We start from the raw sequence: 1,250 nt of genomic DNA, 5'->3' as shown, positions 1-1,250 counted from the left end.
GCCCGGGAACGTATTCACCGCGGCAATGCTGATCCGCGATTACTAGCGATTCCGGCTTCATGTAGGCGAGTTGCAGCCTACAATCCGAACTGAGAATGGTTTTATGGGATTGGCGTAACCTCGCGGTCTAGCAACCCTTTGTACCATCCATTGTAGCACGTGTGTAGCCCAGGTCATAAGGGGCATGATGATTTGACGTCATCCCCACCTTCCTCCGGTTTGTCACCGGCAGTCACCTTAGAGTGCCCAACTTAATGATGGCAACTAAGATCAAGGGTTGCGCTCGTTGCGGGACTTAACCCAACATCTCACGACACGAGCTGACGACAACCATGCACCACCTGTCACTCTTGTCCCCGAAGGGAAATCCCTATCTCTAGGGAGGTCAAGAGGATGTCAAGACCTGGTAAGGTTCTTCGCGTTGCTTCGAATTAAACCACATGCTCCACCGCTTGTGCGGGCCCCCGTCAATTCCTTTGAGTTTCAGCCTTGCGGCCGTACTCCCCAGGCGGAGTGCTTAATGCGTTAACTGCAGCACTAAAGGGCGGAAACCCTCTAACACTTAGCACTCATCGTTTACGGCGTGGACTACCAGGGTATCTAATCCTGTTCGCTCCCCACGCTTTCGCGCCTCAGCGTCAGTTACAGACCAGAGAGTCGCCTTCGCCACTGGTGTTCCTCCACATCTCTACGCATTTCACCGCTACACGTGGAATTCCGCTCTTCTCTTCTGCACTCAAGTCTCCCAGTTTCCAATGACCCTCCACGGTTGAGCCGTGGGCTTTCACATCAGACTTAAGAAACCGCCTGCGCGCGCTTTACGCCCAATAATTCCGGACAACGCTTGCCACCTACGTATTACCGCGGCTGCTGGCACGTAGTTAGCCGTGGCTTTCTGGTTAGGTACCGTCAAGGTGCCAGCTTATTCAACTAGCACTTGTTCTTCCCTAACAACAGAGTTTTACGACCCGAAAGCCTTCATCACTCACGCGGCGTTGCTCCGTCAGACTTTCGTCCATTGCGGAAGATTCCCTACTGCTGCCTCCCGTAGGAGTCTGGGCCGTGTCTCAGTCCCAGTGTGGCCGATCACCCTCTCAGGTCGGCTACGCATCGTCGCCTTGGTGAGCCGTTACCTGCCAGGGCACGGACGGCGTCGACGCTCACGTAGGCGGCGAGCGCGAAGAAGGACACCGCGATGATCCGCAGCGCCCGCGCCTCCCGGGCCTGGCGCACCGCGCTGTCGGCGGCCG

1 rRNA gene is annotated in these 1,250 nt (G+C 56.5%); it reads right to left on the bottom strand.

Annotated features, from left to right (window positions below):
• Positions 1–1,250: ribosomal RNA gene (locus tag ACFCV8_RS36060) — 16S ribosomal RNA — on the bottom strand; the annotation flags it as partial.

This window comes from Streptomyces sp. NPDC056347 (genome assembly GCF_042262625.1).
Lineage (GTDB): Bacteria > Actinomycetota > Actinomycetes > Streptomycetales > Streptomycetaceae > Streptomyces.
This window is presented reverse-complemented; position numbering and strand designations above follow the sequence as displayed.